The sequence below is a fragment of the Microbacterium lacus genome (genome assembly GCF_044794305.1).
GTDB classification, from domain to species: Bacteria; Actinomycetota; Actinomycetes; order Actinomycetales; family Microbacteriaceae; genus Microbacterium; species Microbacterium lacus_B.
This window is the reverse complement of sequence record NZ_CP084996.1, coordinates 3,207,823-3,230,840: the sequence shown is the minus strand read 5'-3', so window position 1 is coordinate 3,230,840 and position 23,018 is coordinate 3,207,823. Positions and strand designations below refer to the sequence as shown.

Here is a 23,018-nt window from a genome sequence, read left to right as displayed (position 1 = left end):
CCGTGTGAGCACACACCACCAGCCGGCTTCGCCAGAGGAGGCGCACTCTGCGGCGCTGAAAGCTGCGAACGAAGAAGAGACGCTTCGCCAGCGGTGGGAAGAAACGCAGGATTCGTTGCGGGTGCGCTTCGAGCAGCCGATCAGCCGCGCCACGGTGGCAACCGAGAGGGTGCTCGGCTGGTTTCCGGTGCGCGTGTGGCGTCACTTTCTGCAGCACAACGGCTTTCTCCTCGCCGCCGGCGTGAGCTACCAGGCACTGTTCGCGATCTTCGCTTCGGTCTATGTGGCGTTCGCCATGGCGGGGCTCTGGCTGGGCGGCAGTACAGAGGCGATCAACGCGATGATCGAACTCATCAACAGCTACCTCCCCGGGCTCATCTCCGACGACGGTTCCGGCCTGTTCACGACGCAGCAGGTGACCGCGATCGCGACCGGGAGCGCGAGCACACTTGCCATCACGGGTGCGATCGCTCTGATCACCGCGATGTGGACGGCAATCGGCTTCGTCACCTTCGCCCGGCGTGCGGTTCGCGACATCTTCGGCATTCCACCGGACCGCCGCAGTTACTTCCTGTTGAAGGCTCGGGACCTGCTCGCTGCCGTCGCGTTCGGTGTCGCTCTCGTGCTCGGGTTCTCGCTGACGTCACTCGGAACGTGGGCTCTCAACCTGATCTTCTCCCTCTTCGGATGGAACACGGCCACGGGGCTGTATGAGCTGGGAGTGCGCGTCTCAGCGCTCGCCGTCACGCTCGCTCTCTACACCGCGACCCTCGCCGCGCTCGTGAAGTTCCTGACCGGGGTGACCCTGCACTGGCGTCAGATCTGGCCGGGTGCGGCCCTCGGCGGCGCGGCGATCACGGTGCTCCAGATCGGCGCCGGATGGCTTCTCATCTATACGCCGTCCAACCCGCTGCTGGCGACGTTCGCGATCTTCATCGGGCTCTTGTTGTGGTTCCGCATCATCGGGGTGATCATTCTGGTCGCCTCTGCGTGGATCGCCGTCGCCGCAAACGACAGAGACATGCCCCTTGTGCTCCAGACCGAGGCCGAGCGTCTCGCAGAGGAACACAGAGCGCTCCTACTCGCCGCCGAGGTGCGCCTACGCACGGCGGAGAGTGAACGCGCAGTCGCACCGTGGTTCCGCATCCCGTTCGCCGATCGAGCCGTGCGTCAGGCCGAGAACGAACTCGATCAAGTGAGAGCCGCCGCTCCTCCGGCGCCCGCGAAAAGAGGTTCGCTGCTCGAGTGATCTGCGGTGTCGGCGGTCGCAGCTAGGCTCTCTTCGTGTCACGCCGCCTTCGCATCGCCTCCATCAACGTCAACGGAATCCGTGCAGCAGCCCGCAACGGCATGCTCGCGTGGCTCGAAACCGCCGACGTCGATGTGATGGCTCTCCAAGAAGTGCGCGCTACCGCGGCCGAGCTTCAGTCCGCCGTTCCGGGCTGGCAGATGGTCAATGACGAAGCCCTTGCCAAGGGGCGCGCCGGCGTCGCCATTCTCTCGCGCGACGCGCCGCTCACATCTCGCACGGTACTCGGTGTCGAGGGCCTCGACTCGGCCGGTCGCTGGATCGAAGCCGACTTCGAGGTCGACGGCGAGCGCATCACGGTCGTCAGCGCCTACGTCCACACCGGAGAGGCCGACTCACCGCGCCAAGACGCGAAGTGGGCGTTTCTGGATGCAATGGAGACACGGATGCCTCAGCTTCGGGCCGAATCTCCGCTCGCGCTGATCATGGGCGACCTGAACGTCGGGCACCGAGAGTTCGACATCCGCAATTGGAAGGGGAACGTCAAGAAGTCCGGGTTCCTCCCCCGTGAGCGGGCCTACTTCGACCGGTTCCTCGGCGAAGCCGATGCCGCGGTAACGGGCGTCGATGGATCGACCGGCACCGGACTCGGTTGGGTCGACATCGGTCGCCGCACGCACGGCGAGGTCGATGGGCCGTACACCTGGTGGTCGAGCCGGGGCAAGGCGTTCGACAAAGACACCGGGTGGCGGATCGACTACCACCTGGCCACTCCGGCCCTCGCCGACCGCGCGAGCAACTATCGGGTCGTTCGGGCTCCTTCGTGGGACACGCGGTGGAGCGATCACGCGCCGGTCGTCGTGGATTACTCCATCGGCTGAGGTTCCCGCGCGGGTCGGGGGTGCAGCATCCGCTCAATAGACTGGTGCGATGTCCAAACCGCGTCTCTATTCCGGCATGCAGCCCTCGGCCGATTCCCTTCAGATCGGCAACTACATCGGGGCGCTCATGCAGTGGCGCGATCTGCAAGAGACCTACGACGCGTTCTTCTCGGTCGTCGACCTGCACGCGCTGACGCAGCCGAACGACCCCGCTGAACTTCGCGAGAAGACCCGCCGAACAGCCGCGCAGTACATCGCCGCGGGCATCGAGCCGTCGAAGTCGGCGCTGTACGTGCAGTCGCACGTGCCTGCACACGCGGAGCTCGCCTGGATTCTCTCGACCATCACGGGGTTCGGCGAGGCCGGGCGCATGACTCAGTTCAAAGACAAGTCGCAGCGGTATGGCGCCGACACGACGTCGGTCGGGCTCTTCACCTACCCCGTACTCATGGCGGCAGACATCTTGCTGTACCAGACCGACATTGTGCCGGTCGGTGACGACCAGAAGCAGCACGTCGAGCTCACACGCGATCTTGCCGAGCGGTTCAACTCCCGCTACGGGCAGACCTTCCAGGTGCCGATTCCCGTGATTCAGCAAGACACCGCGAAGATCTACGACCTGCAGAACCCGACGGCGAAGATGTCGAAGTCTGCCGAGTCCGACGCGGGCGTGCTGTGGTTGCTCGATGACCCTGCGCTCTCAGCGAAGAAGATCATGCGCGCCGTCACCGACTCCGAAGGTGTCGTTCGCTACGACCGCGAGAACAAGCCCGGTGTGTCGAACCTGCTCGTGATCTTCGCCGCTCTCACTGGCCGTCAGATCCCTGCGATCGAGGACGAGTACGCCGGTCGTGGCTATGGCGACTTCAAGAAGGCTCTCGCCGAGGTCGTGGTGAACGAGTTCGGCCCGGTGCGCGCACGCGCGCTCGAGTTGATGAACGACACCGCCGAGCTCGACCGGGTGCTTGCCGCCAACGCCGACAAGGCCACCACGGTCGCTGACCGGACTCTCGCCGACGTGTACGACAAGGTCGGGCTGCTCCGCCGTAGGTAGACCCGTTGGGAAGCCGGCGCGGGGACTTGGACGCAAATCGAACAGGTGTGGGCGCCGGCGTCGCCGGATTTCTGCGGTTCGGGGGCGGTCAGCCAGACGATTGCGTCCGGGTTCACAGGCCGGCCCAGGAGTGTCGCGGGGTGGTCGTACGATCGTCCCGTGCAGCACGTCGCGTTCTTCCGCAACGTCAATCAGGGTCAGCGTGGGCATCCGTCGACCGCCGACCTGGTCGGCGCGTTCGCGGCTGCCGGGTGCCCCGACGCCGTGCCGTTCCAGAGCAACGGCACGCTGGTGTTCGCCGCCACTGACCCCGAGGCCGTCCTCCCCCATGCGATCATCGCACTCGCGGATCGCACGGGACTCGAGCGCGAAGGATTCGGGATGCCACTGCCCGCGCTCGCGCGGATCGTCGATGCGCACGCGGGCGAGGCAGATGCTCGCCGCCGCGAGTTGACGCTGCATACGGGCGCCATCATCGACCTGTCCGATCCGGACGTGGAGCGCGAAGCCGCCCACCGACGGTGCACGGTCGTCCATTCCGGACCCGGCTGGGGGGTTTTCCTCAACGAGCGCGACCACGAGAGCAACGGCACTGCGGTGGTCGAACGCCTGACCGGCGCGCGAGCGACGTCTCGCGGGATCCCGACACTCGTCCGTCTCGTCGACCGGTTCGCCGGGCCGGTAGCCTGAGCCGATGGAGCCTGTGACCCTGCGGACCGACCGGCTCGAGCTGTCGGCTCCGCGCCCCGAAGACGCAGACGCCATCTACACCGCGTGCCAGGACGCCGACATCCAGCGGTACACGACCGTGCCGTCCCCCTACCTCGCCTCGCACGCGGAAGATTTCATCAGCCGATGCGCCAACCACTGGCAACTCGGTACAGAGACCACATGGGTTATGCGGGAGAACTCGGTCCTGGCAGGCGTGGTGGGACTGCACGACATCGGTCGCGGCAACGCCTCGCTCGGCTATTGGGTTGCTCCCGCCGCACGCGGGAGAGGGCTCATCGTCGAAGCCGCTCGAGCCGTGATCGAGTGGGCGTTCGCTCCCACTGGCGCAGACCTCACCCGTGTCGAGTGGAGAGCCGTTGTGGGAAACGTCGGTTCGGCGCGGGTCGCCCGCGCTCTGGGGTTTCACTACGAGGGCACACTCCGCGCGGAGTTCACCAACGCGACCGGACGCTTCGATGGATGGGTTGGCGGCCTTCTCCGCAGTGACGATCGGATGCCACAACCCTGGCCGGTGCTCGAAGACTGAGGCGAGGGTCGACGGTGCGTGGCAGGATGGCCGCATGCCAGAGATGCCCGAAGTACAGGGGCTCGTGGACTTTCTGCGAGGTCGCCTGAACGGTCGCACGATCACTCGCGCGACGGTGGCGAACATCGCCGCGCTGAAGACATACGATCCCCCGATCGAATCGCTCGTCGGAGTCACCGCGACCGGGGCCGAGCGCCACGGCAAGTTCATCGACATCGCCACCAGCGGTCCACACCTGGTCTTCCACCTGGCCAAGGCGGGGTGGCTGCGTTGGTACGACGAGCTCAGCAACACCCTCATCCGCCCCGGCAAGACGCCGATCGCGCTGCGCATCGCGTTCGACGACGGATCGGGCTTCGACCTGACCGAGGCGGGAACCAAGAAGTCACTGGCGTACTACGTGGTGCGCGACCCGTCCGACGTCCCGGGCGTTGCCCGGCTCGGGCCCGATCCCCTCGACCCGATCTTCGATCGAACGACACTCGCCGACCTGTTGAAAGGGCGGCGCACCCAGATCAAGGGAGTCCTGCGCGATCAGTCGATCATCGCCGGGGTGGGCAACGCTTACTCCGACGAGATCCTCCACGCGGCCAAGATGTCTCCGTATGCGCTCGCGGCGAACCTCAGCGACGAAGAAGTCGATCACCTCTTCGCCGCACTGCAGCAGACGCTCGCCGAGGCAGTGGCAGAGGCATCCGGCAAGCCACCGGCAGACCTGAAAGACGCCAAACGGCGCGGAATGCAGGTGCACGCACGGCGCGGCGCGGCGTGTCCGGTGTGCGGCGACGAGGTGCGCAGCGTGTTCTTCGCCGACAACTCTCTCGAGTACTGTCCGACTTGCCAGACCGGGGGCAAGATCCTCGCCGACCGACGACTGTCGCGCCTGCTCAAATAGCCTCAGTCGGCCGCGGCGGTCGTTCCCATGAGCACGCGGGCATCGTCATCGACCCAGTCCATAGATTTGGACACCGCCTTCTTCCACTGCCGGTATCGGCGTTCGCGTTCGTCTTCGCCCATGACGGATTCGAAACGACGATCCTCCTGCCAGTGCGCGCGGAGATCGTCGCGCGACCCCCAGACACCTGTCGCGAGCCCGGCGGCGTAGGCGGCGCCGAGTGCGGTGGTCTCGACGACCTTCGGGCGCACCACCGGGAACCCGAGGATATCGGCCTGAAACTGCATCAGGGTGTCGTTGCGGGTCATTCCGCCGTCGACACGAATCTCGGCGAGTGAGCGCCCGGTGTCGGCGACGACAGCTTCGACGACATCGCGGGTTTGGAAGGCCGTGGATTCCAGTGCTGCTCGGGCGATGTGGGCCTTGTTCACGTACCGGGTGAGGCCGACGAGCGCGCCACGCGCGTCGGGCCGCCAGTAGGGGGCGAACAGACCGGAGAAGGCGGGTACGAAATACGCGCCCCCGTTGTCGTCGACCGATGCTGCGAGCCGCTCGACGTCGCGGGACTCTTGGATGATGCCGAGGTTGTCACGCAGCCACTGCACCAACGACCCGGTGACAGCGATCGACCCCTCCAGCGCGTAACGCGCAGGCTCACCCTCACACTGGTAGGCGAGCGTGGTAAGGAGACCGTGCTGCGAACGCACGACCTCGGTGCCGGTGCCGACAAGGAGGAAGTTGCCGGTGCCGTACGTGTTCTTCGACTCCCCCGCCTCGAACGCCGCCTGCCCGAACGTCGCCGCTTGCTGGTCACCGAGGATACCTGCGACGGGAATCCCCCGCGCAACTCCGGGCACCTGGACGTGCCCGTACACCTCGGACGATGACCTGATCTCGGGCATCATCTTCTTCGGGATGCCCCACACGGCCAAGAGGTCGTCAGACCACTCGAGCTTTCGCAGATCCATGAGCAGCGTGCGCGACGCGTTCGTCACATCGGTGATGTGCATGCCGCCACGAGACCCGCCGGTCAGGTTCCACACCACCCAACTGTCGGGTGTTCCGAACAGCAGGTCGCCAGCCTCGGCAGCTTGGCGCGCTCCGGCCACGTGCTCGAGGATCCAGGCGATCTTCGACGCCGAAAAATAGGTGGCGAGGGGGAGCCCTGTGACCTCGGCGAAGCGATCCGAGCCACCGTCCGCCGCTAGCTCGTCGATCCGCGGTTGGGTGCGCGTGTCCTGCCACACGATCGCGTGATGAATCGGCCGGCCGGTGCGACGATCCCACACGATCGCGGTCTCGCGTTGATTCGTGACCCCGAGCCCGGCGATCGCCCCGGCGCCGAGTTTCGCCTGCGACATCGCCGCCGACACCACCCACTCGGTGTTGGTCCAGATTTCCATCGCATCGTGCTCGACCCAGCCGGCCCGCGGAAGGATCTGGGAGTGCTCACGTTGAGCCGACGAGACGATCCGCCCGTGAGCGTCGAAGACGATCGCTCTGGTCGAGGTCGTTCCTTGATCGACTGCCATCACGTGTCCGCCATCGGAACGATCCGCCACGGCACCCTCCTCATCGAGTCTCGGCGCCAACGAGGCGCCTGCGGTCAGGCTACCGCCGGGTGGTGGATGCTTCGTGCCAGGACGGATCTGCGGCGTGAACTCGTGCCATCGCCCGGTCGGACTCGATTGCCTGGGTCGCGGCATCCCACCCCATCACCGGCGCAATCATCGCAGCGATCTCGGCGACGGACTCGGCCGTGACCGCGCCCGTGAAGGCGAGGCTCGTGCGACGTTGAAGAACGTCGTCGAGGTGGACGACGGCCTCGGTGCGCGCGAGATGACGCAGTTCGCCGGAGCTATAGGTTGGGGTCGTGGTCAGCGGCGCGTCGGCCTCATCGGCCAGAATCGCATCGATGACCTCGGCTGCCACCGTCCCGTAGCGATCGAGCAGCACTGACGCGCGCGCGGTGCCGATGCCGCGCTCGTGGGTGTCGATCCACTGGCGTCGGGCGCGCTCGGTCGAGGGGTATCCCTTGCCTCCACCGATCGGAAGGCCCTTGGTCGACCGGCGCCGGGGGTGCGCGAGCAGCTCAAGTGCTCGGTCTGCGAGGTTCTCGGCCGACGCGCGGAAGGTCGTCCACTTGCCGCCCACGAGGCTGAGCACGGTCGGCGACGACGGGCCGGTCAAGGGTTCAGCCTCGATGCGGTAGTCGCGCGATACGAAGCCGGGAGCGAGGTCGCCGTGCCCGGGGAGCGGACGCACACCTGAGAACCTGTAGACGATCTGCGACCGGTCGACCTTCACTCGGGGCAGAACGTGAGCGACGAGATCGAGGAAGTAATCCACCTCGGCCTCGGTGCACACGATGGGGTCGGCCATGTTGTGTTCGAGGTCGGTCGTGCCGACCAGCACCCGGCCCTTGAGCGGGTAGATGAGCACGATCCGTCCGTCCTTGTGCTCGAAGAAGAGTTCGCGTCCGCCCGTTGCAGCGAGCAACTCGGGGTTGTCGAGCACGATGTGCGACCCCTTGGTGCCGCCCATATATGAGGTGGGGTCGCCGAGTCCGAAGTTGGTGAGGTCGGTCCACGGACCCGAGGCATTGATGATGACGGATGCGGCAAACCCGAACTCGTCCCCCGACTCGGCGTCGCGCAGCATGACGCGTCCGCCGTCGGCCCCGACCGCCGCGGTGTAGTTCGCCGCACGAGCGCGATCACCGCCGGCGGCGTGTCCGTCACGCAGCAGGTCGAGCGCGAGCCGCTCGGGGTCGTGGAGCGAAGCATCCCAGTACGTCGCCGTGTACTTCACGCCGGGGTTGAGCTGCGGCAACTGTGCAAGGGCACGCTTACGCCCGACGAATGCATGCGGGGGTACCGTGCCCTTGCCGAACAGCCCGCCGCCGCGCGAGAAGGAGTCGTAGATCACGAGGCCGATCTTGATCAGCGCGGCTCCGCGTTCGCGAGGCTTGCCTGCGCCGTGCCGCAGAAAGCGGAACGGAGCGCTCAGCACACCCGAGAACGTCGTGAAGATCGGAATCGTCGTCTGCAACGGGCGCACGTAATGCGGTGCGGTCTTGAGCAGTCCGTTGCGTTCAGTGACGGCTTCGTGCACGAGACGGAACTCACCATTCTCGAGGTAGCGAACCCCACCGTGAATCATGTGCGACGATGCCGCTGAAGCACCACTGACGAAGTCCGCGCGCTCAACGAGGGCGACATCCACACCCTGCAGCGCGAGATCGCGGAATGTGGCGACTCCGTTCACTCCCCCGCCGATGATCAGTACGTCGGCGTACGGGCGCGCATTCAGTTGCTCGAACCCTCTCGATTGCTCAGACATTTCGTCTCCTTCCCCTCTTCCAGGCTACGACGCGCAGGCATGCCCGGCGCCGATTGAGAACAGACCGCCGCGCCGCGGGATCGGATGGCTCCAACCCCGCGGCGCGGTGGTGTTTTGCCTCGCGCTGACTACTCCGCGACCGGGATGGACTGCGCCTCGAGAGCCGCGATCGTCTTCTCCTGGCCCTCGGCAAGGGCATCGGCGAGGGTTCCGTCACCCGAAATCGCCGCCTTGAACCCGTCCGACACATCGGCGTAGGTCTGGGTCATGGTCGGCCCCCAGACGAAATCGGGGTTGACCTCCCCGGCAGCCTCGGCGAAGACGTCGTAGATCTTCTGGCCGCCGTAGAACTCCACGCCTTCCTGCAGCACCGGCAACTCCAGCCCGGCCTTGGTCGCCGGGTAGATCGCCGCGGTTTCGTTGAGCGAGGTGAGCGCCTCTTCAGAGGAGTTCAGCCACAGCGCGAACTTGGCGGCTTCGTAGAGGTGATCAGTGCCCTTGAAGACGGCGATCGACGATCCGCCCCAGTTGCCGGCGGCCGACTGCCCGGCTTCCCACTGCGGGGCCTTCGCCACCGACCAGTTGCCCGCGGTGTCAGGCGCCCCGCTCGCGATCGAGTTGGCGCCCCAGACGGCAGAGTTCCACGTCCACACCTCACCGGAGTTGTAGGCGTTGTTCCACTCGTCGGTCCACGGCGGGTACACCGCAACCAGGTCGTTCTCGATGAGGTCCTGCCAGTAGTCGGCGACCGTCGTGGAGACATCGCCGGTCAGTTCGACCGTCCACTCGTCGCCGTCGTTGCCGAACCACTCGCCACCGCCCTGCCAGACGAACCCGGCGAACTGGTTGATGTCGGACTGCGAGAAGTTGGTGATGTACCCGCCGAGTTCGCGGATCGTCACCGCCGCAGCGCGATACTCCTCCCAAGTGGTCGGCACTTCGATGCCGTTCTGCTCGAACAGATCGGAGCGATAGAACAGGGCCATCGGGCCCGAGTCCTGCGGGACGCCGTACACCTCCGATTCGGTGCCGAGCGTCACCTGCCCCCACGTCCATTCCACGAACTGGTCTTCGGCAGCGACGATCTCCTCGCACGCGGCGAGGTCCTCGAGTCCGTCCTGCACCCGGAAGTTCGGGATCGCGTCGTATTCGATCTGGCCGAGGTCGGGCGCATTACCCGCCTCGAGCTGATTGAAGAAGTTCTGGTACGTCCCGGCGTTGCCGGACGGCCCCGTCTGCACCTCGACCTGAATGTCGGGGTTGGCGTCGTTCCAGATCGCGACGGCGTCTTCGATGCCGGGGATCCAGGACGTGAAGGTGAGCGTGACTTCGCCGTCCGACGGCGCACAGGCTGCGGCGTCGCTGCCGCCTCCGCCGTCGCCGCCCGCGGAACACGCAGCCATCGTCAGCGCGACGGTCGCGAGCACCGCCACGCCTCCTACTCGTTTCATGTGTCGCATTTCTCTCTTCTCTCGGTGGTGTCTTGCAGGGAGCCGACCGGTCGGATCCGGCCGGGGTCTGTCACTTCAGCGCGCCCGAGCCGAGGCCCGTGCGCCAGTAGCGCTGAAGCAGAAGGAACGTGATGATCAGGGGAATGATCGACAACAGCGCGCCGATCAGCACGAAGCCGCGCAGCTCGGGGAACTGGTTGATCGTGGAGTTCCACGCGTAAAGCCCATAGGTCACGGGGAACAGCTCTTCGCTGCGGAGCATGATCAGCGGAAGGAAGAAGTTGTTCCAGATGCCGACGAACTGGAACAGGAAAATCGTGATCATCGCCGGCAGCATGAGCCGGATCGACACCGTGAAGAAGGTGCGAACTTCGCCGGCGCCATCGAGCCGGCTCGCCTCCAGGAGCTCTTCGGGAACACTCGCTTCGGCGAAGACCCGCGCGAGATAGACACCGAAGGGACTGACGATGCTGGGCAGAAACACGGCCCAGAACGTGTTGGTCAGCTGTACTTGACTGAAAAGCAGGAACAGAGGCAGCGCGAGGGCCGTGGCGGGGACGAGGACACCGCCCAGAATCACATTGAACATGAGCTCGCGGCCGCGGAATCGGTACTTCGCGAGCGCGTACCCGCACATTCCCGCCACGATCGTCGCCACGAGCGCTCCGACACCGGCGTAGGCGACGCTGTTCGCGATCCAGCGCAGGTAGATGCCGCCGTCGTAGCTCACGAGCGAGACGATGTTCTGCCATAGCGCCAGCTCGGCGAACCAGAGCGGGTTGGTGGTGAACAGATCGGCACGATTCTTGGTCGACGCGACCAGAAGCCACCAGATCGGAATCAGGAAGTAGAGGGTGAAGACGAGCATGATCACCATCGCGACCGTGCGCGAGATCAGGCTTTCCCGCGGCCCTCGATGGGTACTCGTCGCGCGGACCCGCCGAGCAGATCCGGGCAGGACGGTGGCCTTGGTGTCGGTCACGCCGCTCATGAGTCTGCCTTCCGTCGGGTAATGCGCAAGAACGTGAACGAGAGCACGAAGGTAGCCAGCGCAAGGACCACCGAGAAGGCCGCCGCAAGGTTGACGTTCGGGATCGCCGAGGTCGCGTAGATCGTCATGTTCGGGGTGTACGTGCTGGTGACCGCCGAGCTGAACGAGCGGAACACCTGCGGTTCGGCGAGCAGCTGCAGAGTTCCGATGATCGACAGGATCGCCGTCAGAACAAGGGCCGGACGCACCATCGGAATCTTGATCGACCACGCGATGCGCATCTGACCCGCGCCGTCCAATCGAGCTGCCTCGAACATCTCGGTGGGGATCGCCAGCAGCGACGAGTAGATGATGAGCATGTTGTAGCCGACGAACACCCAGGTCACGACGTTGGCGATCGCCCAGAGTACGAGATCTGCCGAGAGGAAGTCCACATTGCCGGTGAGGACGGTGAACGGCGACAGATTGGGTGAGTACAGGAACCCCCACATGATCGCCGCAATCACGCCGGGAACAGCGTAGGGAACGAAGAAGGCGAGCCGGAAGAACTTCTTGCCCCGCAACAGAGGGGAATCCAGCAGCAGCGCGAAGAGCAACGCGAGTGCGAGCATGACCGGAACCTGAACGATGCCGAACAGCAGAACCCGCCCGACGGACTCCCAGAACGCCTCGTTCTGGAAGACGAGCGCGTACTGCGACAACCCACCGAAGACCTCGTTGGCCTGACCGAACGTGCCTTCGCGCTCGATGACCAGGAGGGACTTCCAGATCGCGTACCCGATGGGGAGCAGATAGAAGAGCAGAAAGAGAATCACGAACGGTGCCGTGAAGATGAGGATGGCCCCCCTGTGCTGGATGCGACCTCGACTTCGGGCAGGTTGTCGGCCGCCGCTCTTGGGGGTCACGAGAGCCTCGGTGGCAGTTTGCGCGGTCACGGTGTGACGTCCTCTCGGATCACTCGAACGCCCCCGGCAGGAACACGGATGGTTCCGGAGGCTACTTCGCCCGTCACGAGGTCGAAACCCTGGGCGCTGTGGAGCACGTCATCCGTGCCGTTGTTGATGATGAAGCGATAGGTGCGGTCGTCGCCCGCCCTGCGCACGACGTCGACGTCGGCGCTCGCGCCCGCCACACGGTTCGCTCCCGCGGCGGTCAGCGCACTGTCGACGATGCGAGCGAGACCGGCGTTATCGGGCAGCGTCGCGAGGTACCAGGCGTCACCCGAGCCTGCGGTTCCACGCCGGCGGGTGAGCGCGGGCATGCCCCCGGAAGGGCCGCCCACGAAGCGATCGATGACATCCGTATCGTCAGCAACGAGCCGCTCGGTCCAAAGTGAGGCGACCGTGCCGGATTCGAGCACCACCACCTCATCGGGGAGCACGGGCGCGAACTCCTCGACGCGAATGCCGAGAAGGTCGCGCCAGGGGGCCGGGTACCCTCCCGCGCGGACGCGGTCGTTCTCATCGACGATGCCGCTGTAGAAGGTGACGAGAGCGTGCGATCCGTGAGCGACGGCAGCGTTGAGGATCTCAGCTTCGTCATCGCGCACCAGGTGCAGTCCCGGGGCGACCACCAGCCGATAGCCGGACAGATCGGCTCCGGGTCGCACGACATCGACACCGGCACCTGACGCGCGCAATGCTCGATGCAAGGCCCACACCTGGTCGAGGTACGACACCGAAGAGCTCGGGCGATTCTCGGCATCGGTCGCCCACCACGCTTCCCAGCTGAAGAGCAGTGCGACGTCGGCCACGACCCGGGTGCCGGCGACCTCGCCCATGCGGTCCAGCACTCCCCCTAGCTCGAGCGCTTCGCGCCAGAGTGCCGAGTCCGTACCGGCGTGGGGTAGCAACGCGGAATGGAACTTCTCGGAGCCCTGCAGCGACGCACGCCATTGGAAGAAGCACACCGAGTCGGCTCCGCGAGCGACGTGCTGCAGCGAGTCTCGGATCATCTGCCCCGGCGCCTTGGCGAGATTGTGCGGCTGCCAGTTCACCGATCCGGTCGAGTGCTCCATCAGCATCCACGGAGCGCCCTTGGCGAGGCCACGCGTCAGATCAGCGGCGAACGCGAGCTCGGCCGCGGGATCGTCCAGCCGATGATCGAGGTAGTGGTCGTTGGCGATCACGTCGACCTCGGGTGCCCACTGCCAGTAGTCCATCTCGCGAATGTGCGCGGTGACCATGAAGTTCGTGGTGATCGGCACGGCGCTGTGGCGGCGGATGACAGCGTGCTCCGCCCGGTAGTAGCCGAGCAGCTCGTCGGAACTGAAACGCGAGAAGTCCAACACCTGGCTGGGATTGCGGGTGGAGAGCGTGAGGCGCGGTGTGCCGATCTCGTTCCAGTCGGTGTACCGCTGGCTCCAGAAGCTGGTTCCCCAGGCGCGGTTGAGAGCGGCGATGGTTCCGTAGCGCGCATGCAGCCAGCGCCGGAAAGCGGCGGCGCTGACATCGCAGTGGCAGTGGGCGTTGTGACATCCGAGCTCGTTCGACACGTGCCACAGGGCGAGCGCGGGGTGCTCGCCGTAGCGCTCGGCGACCGCTTCGACCAAGGTGAGCGCGTGCTCGCGGAAGACCGGCGAGCTGGGGCACCAGGCCTGCCTGCCGCCGGGGAACCTCGTCGTGCCGTCAGCTGTGACCGGAAGGATCTCGGGATGCCGCGTCGTCAGCCAGGGCGGAGGCGAGGAGGTACCCGTGCCCAGGTTGATCCGGATGCCGGCGTCATGCAGAAGACCGATGACCTCATCGAGACCCGAGAAGTCGAAGGACCCATCCGGGCTCTGCAGATGCGACCATCCGAAGATATTGACTGCGACGAGGCTGACTCCGACTTCGCGCATCAGCGCGATGTCTTCGCGCCATACGCTCGGGTCCCACTGCTCGGGGTTGTAGTCGCAACCGAAGTCGATGCCGCGGTGTGCGTAGCGGGGACGCGCAGAGCGCTGCTCGGCCGTAGCTAATGGGCGGTTCACGGGACTCCCGGTCGACGTCATCGGCGATGTGTGCACGTGCACAGACATGTGTGAAAAAAACATCCACCGCATCTCTGTGAACGTACACAGAATGACATCACCTTCACCGGGTGTCAAGCACTTTCGGCGATACAGTTAGTCCGTGTCGACGACTTCGGGACGACCGCGCCGCGCGACGGTGCACGATGTGGCGGTGGTGGCCGGCGTTTCGCGCGGCACGATCAGCCGCTATGTGAACGGTGACCCGTATGTGTCAGCATCTGCTCGCCACGCCATAGAGGCGGCGATCGCGGAGGTCGGCTATGTGCCCAACACCGCGGCGCGCCACCTGGTCATGCAACGCACCGAAACGGTCGCCTTCATCGTCCACGAGCCGCACTCTCTCTTCATCGAGGATCCCAACATCGGCGGGATCCTGCTCGGCGCGAACGCTGCCCTCTCCGAGGCAGACCATCAGATGGCCGTGCTCATCATCGACACCGAACGCGATACCGAACGCGTGGCGAAGTACCTCTCAGGCGGCTCGGTCGACGGCGCGATCATCGTCTCTGCTCGCGCCTACGACCCCGTCGCCCGGGTGGTCGAGAGACTGCGGCTTCCGGCCGCGTTCGTCGGACACCCGCCGGGCGCGACATCCGCCGCATTCGTCGTCATCGACAATCGCGGCTCCGCGCACGCGATCACCGAAAGGCTGATCGGCACCGGCCGGCGAAGAATCGGAATGATCGCGGCCGCGCTCGACCGCGACTCGGGATCCGAGCGGCTCGCGGGCTTCGCCGACGCGCTCGGCGATCGCTATGACGACAACCTCGTCGAGCGCGTGCCCCTGTACTCGTACTCGGCGGGCCGAGACGGAATGAACGCACTCCTTGATCGCGCACCCGATATCGACGGAGTCTTCGCCGCGTCGGACGCGGTGGCTGCCGGGGCCATGGAGGCTCTCCGCGCCGCGGGTCGGCGCGTGCCGGAAGATGTCGGGGTCGTGGGATTCGACGACAGCGCCTGGGCCCGGCGCACACTGCCCGCCCTGTCAACCGTTCGCCAGCCCGCAGAAGGCCTCGGGCGCCAAGCCGCCACGCTCGTGCTCGAGCAGTTGAGGGGCGACATCACCCCCCGCGAGGTGCTGCTGGAGTCCGAGATCGTCTGGCGCGAGTCGGCCTGAGTCCGGCTCACCGATTGCGTCACACAGAGCGCAGACGCCGGCGGTACGCGGCGGGCGTCTCACCGCACCAGCGGCCGAAGCGCTCGTAGAACTGGCTCTGCGAACGAAATCCCGCGGCGAAGCCGACATCGGGAACGGGGGTGTCTGTCGTCAGCAGGAGCTGCTGCGCGGCCGCCACGCGCGACTGCGCGAGGTACTCCCCGATCGTGATTCCCAGCGCGGAACGGAAGACGGTCATCGCGTACTGCGGGTTCAGGTGGACGTGCGCGGCGACGTCGCTCACGGTGATGTCGTCACTCGAACGGTCTGAGAGAAATGCCGCCATGGCCGCTGCCGATTCGCGCGGCGCACCGCGACCGCCATCCGTCGACGGCGCGCCGAGGGGACGCACCTGGTCGGCCCGATCGGCGACGCGGAGGGCGAACGCCTGGATCTCGAGTTCAGCGACGCGACGGCGCACCCCGGCGCCCTGAAGCTCCCCGCTCCACCTCGGCGCGCCTTCGTGCAGGCCGAGCCCGGGGCCGCCGGGGAGGGCCACGACCTCGCCGCCGAGCATCCGTAGCATGAAAGACGCGGGCAATCGCCACGCCAACGCACGGTGCAACGGCAAGGTGAGCCAGGTCTCGATCCCGGGCTCCTCTCCCCCGACCAGTTGATGCGGGCGCGCCGCCCAGAAGACGGCGATCGTTCCTGCGGGGATCACCTGCGTGCGGCCGTCGATCACATACTCGAGGTCGACGTCGGCGTGGTTGAACTCGAGGTCATCGTGACGATGTGCGGCCGTCATCCCGCGTGTTGCCCCCTGCCAGCATGCGAGACCGAAGGATGCCTTCTCGTCGCCCGAATAACTCATGATCCCGGAATCTTCGCACACCGAGACGGAAGAAACACGGAATGATCCCTCCGTACCGTGGATCTGTACCCACCACAGAAGGAGAGAGATCGTGTCGATCATCGCCGCACGCGCCATCGCGACCCGCCCGTACCATCTGAGCGCGGACGAGATCGACCGCTTCGATCGCGAGGGATACCTCGTGCTCAAGAACCGGATCCCCGCGCCGCTGCTCCAGCGGCTGCAGTCGGCAGCCGATGGCTGGATCGCCGACGGACGCGGGGTGTCGCCCGAGGATGCAGCATCCGTCGACTATCACTACGCCCCGCGCGGTGGGCAGCGCCGCATGTTCCGCGTGGACTATCTGCACAGCAAGGGGCGCACCGCATCGCTGGAGTTGCTGGGTAGCCCCGCCGTGCTCGGCATTGCCGAAAGCCTTGCCGGCCCGAACCTCGTTCCCACGTACGAGTCGCTGGTGTTCAAGGAGGAAGGCGATGGCGCTGCCATCGACTGGCATCAGGATGCCGTGCACCCGCGCACTCGGCGGATCTTCAACATCGATGTCTACCTCGATGCCTCGCGCGCCGGTGGAGGGGCGCTCCGCGTCGCACCCGGGTCGCACCTGGCACCGGTGGACGTCTGCCAACTGCAGGAGGAGTATGGCTGGGATGCCCCGGGAGTCCTCCAGGTGGAACTCGAGCCCGGCGATGTGCTCGTGCACGACGTGATGATCGTGCACGGCAGCGAATCTGTGCAGGGCAACCGCCTGCGCCGCACGATCTACTACGAGTTTCGCGCCGCCGAGCAGATCGCCGCGGAAGGACCGTGGGATGCCGAGTGGGTCGATCGACGCCTTCGCCTGCTGCCGGTGGCATTGCGTGAACACGCCCGCCGCAACCCCGACGAGAGCGGCTTCGCGTGGAACGTCTCGGACGAGTTCGCCCCCGATGCGAGCTTCGACGACGCGGCAGAGTTGCGCATCGCCCACGGCGTGCACTCGCCGGGTTCATACTGCAGCGCCGGCAACGTCCCCTTCTGAGTCACATCCTGAGTCAACGTCCTGAGTCAAGTCACCCACGGGATCCCGCGGGAATGAACCGCCACACAGCGCGTTGAGTAGACTCTGAGCAGTAACGTGCTCCGGGGTCGGTGAGAATCCGAACCGGCGGTGACAGTCCGCGAGCTGTGGCACCGGCATCCGATTCGGGTGTCGCCACGGCTGATCCGGTGTAATTCCGGAACCGACGGTGATGCGAGGGGAAGCCCTCGCTAGTCCGGATGGGAGGCAGCGCGAGCGGTATTCGGCGACAGAGTCGGATGCCGTGACTTCCCGTTGCCCCGGAGTCAGAGATCCTTTCACTCAGGCGGGAACGATGACGGCAACACAGGCGGAGCAGGTAGCCATGCGGCATGCCCTGTCGCTGGCCGCGCGCGGCCCCCGCGGGATCAACCCGCAGGTAGGCGCTGTCATCCTCGCGCCGACCGGCGAAGTTCTCGCCGAAGGCTGGCACCACGGCGCGGGCACGGCGCACGCCGAGGTCGATGCCCTCTCGAAGCTCGCGCCGGGCGCCGCGCACGGCGCAACGGCGGTCGTCACCCTCGAGCCCTGCAACCACACGGGTCGCACTGGCCCGTGCTCGGAGGCGCTGGTCGCCGCCGGTGTCGCGCGCGTGATCTATGCGATCGCCGACCCGGGAGAGGCCTCTGCCGGAGGCGCCGAGCGACTGCGCGAGGTCGGCATCGATGTCGAATCCGGTGTGCTCGCTGATGACGCATCCGCCCTCCTCGATTCGTGGCTCACCGTCCAGCGGCTCGGGCGCCCGCATGTCACCGTCAAGTGGGCTCAGAGCCTCGACGGCCGCGCGGCCGCGGCCGACGGGACAAGCCAGTGGATCACGGGCCCGGCTGCGCGCGCAGACGTGCACCGCCGCCGCGCAGAAGCCGACGCCATCGTGGTCGGCACCGGCACGCTCCTCGCCGACGACCCTGCGCTGACCGCCCGACAGTCCGACGGCACGCTCTACCACCACCAGCCACAGCCCGTCGTGTTGGGTGACCGCTGGGTTCCCGATGAGGCGGCCGTGCGGAAGCATCCTCTCCTCTTCCTTCACCGCTCGGGAGAAAACTTGCCCGCGGTGCTCGCTGAACTGCGCGATCTCGGAATTCAGCGCGTCTTCGTCGAAGGTGGCCCGACCATCGCGAGCGCCTTCGTGCGCGAAGGTCTCGCCGACGAGATCCTCACCTACGTCGCTCCCACCCTCATCGGCTACGGCGCCGACGGCACCGACCGCCCTGCCCTGCGCAGTCTCGGCGTAGATACCATCGGCGACCAGCGGCGGCTGTCCGTCGCTTCCGTCCAGACACTCGGCGACGATCTGCTGATCGTCTCGCACCCCTTCACCACCACAGGAGAAATCTGATGTTCACCGGAATTGTCGAAGAGATCGGCGAAGTCCTCGCGGTCGAACCGTCGGGAGACGGCGTGCGCGTGACCCTGCGCGCGCCGAGGGCGGTGGCGGATGCCTCGCACGGCGACTCGATCGCCGTCTCGGGCGTCTGCCTCACTGTCGTCGACCAGGGGCCCGACTGGTTCACGGCCGATGTGATGCGTCAGACGCTCGACATGTCGACGCTGTCCGGCGTAGAGGCCGGCCGCGTCGTCAACCTCGAACGCGCGACGCAGGCCCACGGCCGCCTCGGCGGACACATCGTGCAGGGTCACATCGACGGCACCGGCGAGGTGCTCGAGGTGCGACCGGGCGCGCAGTGGCGCGTGCTGCGCGTCGCGCTGCCCGCCCAGCTCGCTCCGCTCGTCGTCGACAAGGGCTCGATTGCCGTTGACGGTGTCTCGCTCACCGTCAGCGCGGCGAGCGACGCCTCGGAGCCGCAGCAGTGGTTCGAGGTGTCGCTGATCCCCGAAACACTCGCCGCGACCACCCTCGGTGCCCGGGTCGCCGGAGACCGCGTCAACCTCGAGACCGACATCCTTGCGCGGCACGTTCAGCGGCTTCTTGCTTTTGCGGCTCCGGCCGCACCCGCGCTCCGCGAGGCGCATTTCGCGGCTCCGGCCGCACCCGCGCTCCGCGAGGCCCCATCCTCTTCCACACCCCAGCTCGATACGAACGAAGGGGGCTCCCGATGAGTCTTTCGACCATTCCCCAGGCTCTCGCCGCCCTCGCCGCGGGGCGTCCCGTCATCGTCGCGGACGACGAGAACCGCGAGAACGAGGGTGACATCATCATCTCGGCTGCGCTCGCCACGACCGAGTGGATGGCGTGGACCATCCGGTGGTCCAGCGGCTTCATCTGCGCGCCGATGCCGGCCGATTGGGCCGACCGGCTCGATCTGCCGCCGATGGTGGCGAACAACGAAGATTCGCGCAGCACCGCCTACACCGTGAGCGTGGACGCGTCTGACCGCATCTCTACGGGTATCAGCGCCGAGGACCGCGCGCACACGCTCAACGTGCTGGCCGACGCCACCTCGACTCCCGCCAGCGTCATCCGTCCGGGTCACATCCTGCCGCTGCGCGCGGTCGACGGCGGAGTGCGCGAACGCGCCGGTCACACCGAGGCGGCCGTCGAACTCATGAGGCTTGCCGGGCTCCCGCCGGTGGGCGCAATCGGTGAGGTCGTCGCCGACGACGGATCGATGATGCGCATGCCCGGACTGCTCGAGCTCGGTGCCCGTGACGGGGTGCATGTCATCACCATCGAACAGCTGATCGCCCACCTCAACGAGCACGAGCCGGTCGAAGCATCCGCCCCCACCGTCTCGAAGCGCCGCGTGAGCCTGCGCGCCGAAGCGCTCGTGCCGACTTCGCACGGCGAGTTCCGATTCTTGGCGTACAAGGACCGGACGACCGGGACCGACCACCTCGCGATCGTCTCGGGTGAGCTCGGTGATTCCTCTCTCGTGCGCGTGCACTCGGAGTGCCTCACGGGTGAAGCGTTCGGCTCGCTCAAGTGCGAATGCGGCCCGCAGCTCGAAGCTGCCCTCGACGCGATCGAGCAGGACGGCGGCGTCGTCATCTACATGCGCGGCCACGAGGGTCGAGGCATCGGCCTGATCAACAAGTTGCGCGCTTACAGCCTGCAAGAGCGCGGGCTCGACACCGTCGACGCCAACCTCGCGCTCGGCCTACCCGCGGACGCCCGTGACTACGCCGCCGCCGCAGGAATCCTCGGCGACCTCGGCGTGGAGCGGGTGCGTCTGCTCACCAACAACACCGACAAGGTCGCCCAGCTGCGCGAACTCGGGCTCGACGTGGTAGAACAAGTGCCGCTGATCGTCGGCGTCGGACCCAACAATCACCAATACCTCGAGACGAAGCGGGATCGCATGGGCCACATCCTCGACGACGGCGACCTCCGAGATGCCCTCGCAGGCCTTCACGAAGGAACCGCACGATGAGCGGCGTCGGAGCACCCCAGCCCGGAGCACCGGTCGACGCGACCGGGATCACCGTTGTCATCATCGCGGGCTCCTGGCACGACGTGATCACCGACGGCCTCATCGCCGGCGCGAAGCGCGCGCTGGACGCCGCCGGCGCGACCTGGACACTCGTGCGTGTGCCCGGATCGTTCGAGTTGCCGGTGGTGGCGAAGGTGGCGCTGGATGCCGGAGCCGACGCCGTCGTCGCGCTCGGAGTGATCATCCGTGGGGGAACCCCGCACTTCGAGTATGTCTCGGCGGCAGCGACCGACGGCCTCACCCGGGTCGCGCTCGACACCGGAAAGCCGGTCGGCTTCGGTGTGCTGACGCTGGATGACGAGCAGCAGGGCCTGGATCGCGCAGGACTCGAGGGCTCGAAGGAAGACAAGGGCTACGAAGCGGCGGACGCCGCCGTGCGCACGGCGCTCGTGCTTCGCTCGTTGCAGCCCTGAGTCCGACTGACCTCACGACGAACTTCGCAGGATAGCGCGAACTTCGCAGGGTTGCGCCGAAATCCTGCGAAGCTCGTCACTTCTTGCGAAGTTGATGCAGCACGGTGAGCGCCAGCACTCCGGGTGAGGCGCGCCTTGCTGGCGCGACCTCGCGGATGCCTCTAGCGTGTCGAGCATGGAGATCCTGCGTCACGTTGTCGTCCTTGTTCACCTCGTCGGCTTCGCCGTGCTGTTCGGCGCCTGGGTGGTCGAAGCGGTCAGCAAGCGCCGCCAGGTCACGCCCCTGATGAACTGGGGTTTGGCGATCGCCGCCGTCGCGGGGCTCGCTCTCGCCGCCCCGTGGGGCATCTCGTACGAGCTCAACTACGTCAAGATCGGCGTGAAGCTCGTGATCCTGCTGATCATCGGCGCTCTGCTGGGCATCGGCGCCGGGCGTCAGCGCAAAGACGGCGCGGTTCCGTCCGCGATCTTCTGGTCGATCGGCATCCTGACCCTGCTCAACGCGGCGCTTGCAGTTCTCTGGCGCTGAGCGGCTCCCCGCCCACCCCGCAGAGGGGTAGGGTAAATCGGCGTGTCACCTGCCTCGCACTCGCCCCAGAAGACCACCTCCACTCCTGCCAACCCACGGTCACGCGTCATCACCGCGACCCTCGTAGGCACGACGATCGAGTTCTACGACTTCTACGTCTATGCGACGGCCGCCGTGCTCGTCTTCCCGATCCTCTTCTTCCCAACGGGCAATGACACGACGTCTCTGCTCGCCTCGTTCGGTGTCTTCGGCGCGGCGATGGTCGCGCGCCCGCTCGGCGCCGTCATCTTCGGCCACTTCGGTGACCGCTTCGGCCGCAAGGCGACACTCGTCGCATCCCTCCTCACGATGGGCATCGCGACCTTCCTGATCGGGTGTCTTCCGACCTTCGACGACATCGGGTGGTGGGCAGCTCTCCTGCTGCTCGTCCTTCGCCTCGCGCAGGGCTTCGCCCTCGGCGGTGAGTGGTCGGGTGCCGCCCTCGTCGCGACCGAGAACGCCCCCGCCGGCAAACGGGCCTGGTACGGCACATTCCCTCAGCTCGGTGCACCGATCGGCTTCATCATCGCCAACACCGTCTTCCTGATGATCAATTTCCCGCTTCCCCACCCCGATGGCGCGGCGCAGCGCTCCGAAGAATTCCTCGCGTGGGGCTGGCGCGTGCCGTTCCTCTTCTCGGCGGTCATGGTCATCGTCGGGCTCTGGGTGCGTCTGCGCCTCGTCGAGTCGGAGTCGTTCACAAAGGCCGAGAAGAAGGGCGTGCTCCGCAAGTTCCCGCTCGGCACCGTGTTCCGCCGCAACTGGTGGCACCTCCTCCTCGGCACGTTCATCATGCTTGCGACGTACGTCCTCTTCTACCTGATGACGAGCTTCACGCTGTCGTACGGCACGAAGCCGACGCTCGATGGTGCGCAGGCGGCAGCGGATGCCGCGGGCACCCCCTTCGACGCGGCGACGTACGTGCCGGGCCTCGGCTTCGGCTACACCGACTTCGTCATCATGCAGATCATCGGGGTGGTCTTCTTCGGCATCTTCACCCTGCTCTCGGGACCGGTCGCCGACTCCATCGGCCGGCGCAAGCTGCTGCTCTGGGTGACGGCCTTCATCATCGTCTTCGGTCTGTCGTTCAGTATCTTCCTGGCACCTCAGGCAGACCCGAAGTTCACGGGCGCCCTCGTGCAGGCGTTCCTCATCTTCGGGTTCGTGCTCATGGGGTCGACGTTCGGGCCCATGGGCGCCGTGCTGCCCGAACTGTTCCCGACGAACGTGCGCTACACCGGCTCGGCGATCTCATACAACGTCTCGTCGATCCTCGGCGCAGCCCTGGCCCCGCTCGTCGCGGTCGCGCTGTGGGCTGCCGCCGGCGGCAGCCCGTGGCTGGTCGGCGCGTACCTGTCGGCGATGGGCGTGCTGACGCTCGTCGCGCTGTGGTTGGCACCCGAGACGAAAGACGTCGACTACGACGACGACCTCGGGTTGGGTGAGACCGCCTCGCTCTGAGCTTCCACCGCCTCGGC

Annotated in this window: 21 protein-coding genes; 14 read left to right on the top strand and 7 right to left on the bottom strand. The window is 66.6% G+C overall.

What is annotated here, in order from left to right; genetic code table 11:
• Positions 1–4 precede the first annotated feature (4 nt).
• The 6 genes from LG299_RS15185 (at position 5) to LG299_RS15160 (ending at position 5,337) form a co-directional block, all read left to right on the top strand.
• Positions 5–1,249: a YihY/virulence factor BrkB family protein gene (locus LG299_RS15185; RefSeq protein WP_404431705.1), complete on the top strand. Its 1,245-nt coding sequence runs from the start codon at positions 5–7 to the stop codon at positions 1,247–1,249.
• 35 nt (positions 1,250–1,284) lie between these two features.
• Positions 1,285–2,130 carry an exodeoxyribonuclease III gene (locus tag LG299_RS15180; RefSeq protein WP_404431703.1) on the top strand — a complete coding sequence of 282 codons (846 nt, stop codon included), beginning with the start codon at positions 1,285–1,287 and terminating at the stop codon, positions 2,128–2,130.
• Positions 2,131–2,179: 49 nt separating this feature from the next.
• The gene (gene trpS / locus LG299_RS15175; RefSeq protein ID WP_404431701.1) at positions 2,180–3,184 is read left to right on the top strand and encodes a tryptophan--tRNA ligase; all 1,005 of its coding nucleotides are present in this window, start codon (positions 2,180–2,182) and stop codon (positions 3,182–3,184) included.
• 159 nt (positions 3,185–3,343) lie between these two features.
• The gene (locus LG299_RS15170; RefSeq protein WP_404431699.1) at positions 3,344–3,874 is read left to right on the top strand and encodes a DUF1697 domain-containing protein; all 531 of its coding nucleotides are present in this window, start codon (positions 3,344–3,346) and stop codon (positions 3,872–3,874) included.
• A gap of 4 nt (positions 3,875–3,878) precedes the next feature.
• Positions 3,879–4,442, top strand: coding sequence for a GNAT family N-acetyltransferase (locus LG299_RS15165; RefSeq protein ID WP_404431697.1), 564 nt, complete (start codon positions 3,879–3,881; stop codon positions 4,440–4,442).
• Positions 4,443–4,476: 34 nt separating this feature from the next.
• Positions 4,477–5,337 carry an Fpg/Nei family DNA glycosylase gene (locus tag LG299_RS15160; RefSeq protein ID WP_404431695.1) on the top strand — a complete coding sequence of 287 codons (861 nt, stop codon included), beginning with the start codon at positions 4,477–4,479 and terminating at the stop codon, positions 5,335–5,337.
• Positions 5,338–5,339: 2 nt separating this feature from the next.
• Here LG299_RS15160 and glpK read toward each other — a convergent pair whose 3' ends face one another.
• From glpK to LG299_RS15130, 6 genes are all read right to left on the bottom strand, one after another.
• Positions 5,340–6,869 carry a glycerol kinase GlpK gene (gene glpK, locus LG299_RS15155; protein ID WP_404434916.1) on the bottom strand — a complete coding sequence of 510 codons (1,530 nt, stop codon included), beginning with the start codon at positions 6,867–6,869 and terminating at the stop codon, positions 5,340–5,342.
• A gap of 79 nt (positions 6,870–6,948) precedes the next feature.
• Positions 6,949–8,679 (bottom strand): glycerol-3-phosphate dehydrogenase/oxidase, encoded by a 1,731-nt coding sequence (locus tag LG299_RS15150; protein ID WP_404431693.1) that lies wholly within the window; start codon positions 8,677–8,679, stop codon positions 6,949–6,951.
• Positions 8,680–8,807: 128 nt separating this feature from the next.
• Positions 8,808–10,139: an ABC transporter substrate-binding protein gene (locus LG299_RS15145; protein WP_404431691.1), complete on the bottom strand. Its 1,332-nt coding sequence runs from the start codon at positions 10,137–10,139 to the stop codon at positions 8,808–8,810.
• A 61-nt stretch (positions 10,140–10,200) separates the two neighbouring features.
• Entirely contained in the window at positions 10,201–11,121 is a 921-nt protein-coding gene (locus LG299_RS15140; RefSeq protein ID WP_404431689.1) for a carbohydrate ABC transporter permease, read from the bottom strand.
• Complete coding sequence (locus LG299_RS15135) at positions 11,118–12,026, bottom strand: carbohydrate ABC transporter permease (protein WP_404434915.1); 909 nt, start codon at positions 12,024–12,026, stop codon at positions 11,118–11,120. The genes LG299_RS15140 and LG299_RS15135 overlap by 4 nt, the downstream gene beginning before the upstream one ends.
• A gap of 26 nt (positions 12,027–12,052) precedes the next feature.
• Positions 12,053–14,113 (bottom strand): beta-galactosidase, encoded by a 2,061-nt coding sequence (locus LG299_RS15130; protein WP_404431687.1) that lies wholly within the window; start codon positions 14,111–14,113, stop codon positions 12,053–12,055.
• 121 nt (positions 14,114–14,234) lie between these two features.
• Between LG299_RS15130 and LG299_RS15125 the strand changes: the two genes are divergently transcribed.
• A complete protein-coding gene (locus LG299_RS15125) occupies positions 14,235–15,254 on the top strand; it encodes a LacI family DNA-binding transcriptional regulator (RefSeq protein WP_404431685.1) in 1,020 nt (339 codons plus the stop codon).
• A 19-nt stretch (positions 15,255–15,273) separates the two neighbouring features.
• Here the strand turns inward: LG299_RS15125 and LG299_RS15120 are convergent, their stop codons facing one another.
• Positions 15,274–16,209 (bottom strand): helix-turn-helix domain-containing protein, encoded by a 936-nt coding sequence (locus LG299_RS15120; protein ID WP_404431683.1) that lies wholly within the window; start codon positions 16,207–16,209, stop codon positions 15,274–15,276.
• On the opposite strand from LG299_RS15120, the gene LG299_RS15115 reads away from it, so the two are divergent.
• The 7 genes from LG299_RS15115 (at position 16,199) to LG299_RS15085 (ending at position 23,001) form a co-directional block, all read left to right on the top strand.
• Positions 16,199–17,125 (top strand): phytanoyl-CoA dioxygenase family protein, encoded by a 927-nt coding sequence (locus tag LG299_RS15115; protein WP_404431681.1) that lies wholly within the window; start codon positions 16,199–16,201, stop codon positions 17,123–17,125. The genes LG299_RS15120 and LG299_RS15115 overlap by 11 nt on opposite strands.
• Positions 17,126–17,459: 334 nt before the next feature.
• On the top strand, positions 17,460–18,506 hold the full coding sequence (gene ribD / locus LG299_RS15110) for a bifunctional diaminohydroxyphosphoribosylaminopyrimidine deaminase/5-amino-6-(5-phosphoribosylamino)uracil reductase RibD (protein ID WP_404431679.1): 1,047 nt from the start codon (positions 17,460–17,462) through the stop codon (positions 18,504–18,506).
• Positions 18,506–19,228: a riboflavin synthase gene (locus LG299_RS15105; protein WP_404431677.1), complete on the top strand. Its 723-nt coding sequence runs from the start codon at positions 18,506–18,508 to the stop codon at positions 19,226–19,228. The genes ribD and LG299_RS15105 overlap by 1 nt, the downstream gene beginning before the upstream one ends.
• Complete coding sequence (ribA, locus tag LG299_RS15100; protein ID WP_404431675.1) at positions 19,225–20,499, top strand: GTP cyclohydrolase II; 1,275 nt, start codon at positions 19,225–19,227, stop codon at positions 20,497–20,499. The genes LG299_RS15105 and ribA overlap by 4 nt, the downstream gene beginning before the upstream one ends.
• Entirely contained in the window at positions 20,496–20,972 is a 477-nt protein-coding gene (gene ribH / locus LG299_RS15095) for a 6,7-dimethyl-8-ribityllumazine synthase (RefSeq protein WP_404431673.1), read from the top strand. The genes ribA and ribH overlap by 4 nt, the downstream gene beginning before the upstream one ends.
• A gap of 175 nt (positions 20,973–21,147) precedes the next feature.
• The gene (locus LG299_RS15090; RefSeq protein WP_404431671.1) at positions 21,148–21,501 is read left to right on the top strand and encodes a Fe-S protein; all 354 of its coding nucleotides are present in this window, start codon (positions 21,148–21,150) and stop codon (positions 21,499–21,501) included.
• Between the two features lie 42 nt (positions 21,502–21,543).
• The gene (locus LG299_RS15085) at positions 21,544–23,001 is read left to right on the top strand and encodes an MFS transporter (protein ID WP_404431669.1); all 1,458 of its coding nucleotides are present in this window, start codon (positions 21,544–21,546) and stop codon (positions 22,999–23,001) included.
• Positions 23,002–23,018: the final 17 nt, after the last annotated feature.